Annotated in this window: 1 protein-coding gene; it reads left to right on the forward strand. The window is 49.6% G+C overall.

The window, feature by feature from the left end:
* A partial coding sequence (locus tag AAEY78_RS14165) for a glycine betaine ABC transporter substrate-binding protein (RefSeq protein ID WP_352340046.1) occupies positions 1–252 on the forward strand: 252 nt, incomplete at both ends.

Consider the following 252-nt stretch of genomic DNA (forward strand, 5'->3'; position numbering starts at 1 on the left):
TCCCGGCACAGGTGCAGCCCTTGATGCCGAAATTGCCTCCGCTTTTGAGCAGCATAAGCCACTCTTATTTTATTACTGGCAGCCGACAGGTTTGATGGCAAAATACGATTTTGCCGCATTAGAATTTCCAGCCCATGATGACGCCTGCTGGCAAGACTTATTGCTTGCTGATGGCACAGCTGATTGCGTGTCTGGATTCCCTGTATCGCCCTTAGGTATCGCTGTATCTACCCCGTTTATCAATGCCAATCC

Source organism: Psychrobacter sp. 16-MNA-CIBAN-0192 (genome assembly GCF_040309565.1).
Classification (GTDB): Bacteria; Pseudomonadota; Gammaproteobacteria; order Pseudomonadales; family Moraxellaceae; genus Psychrobacter.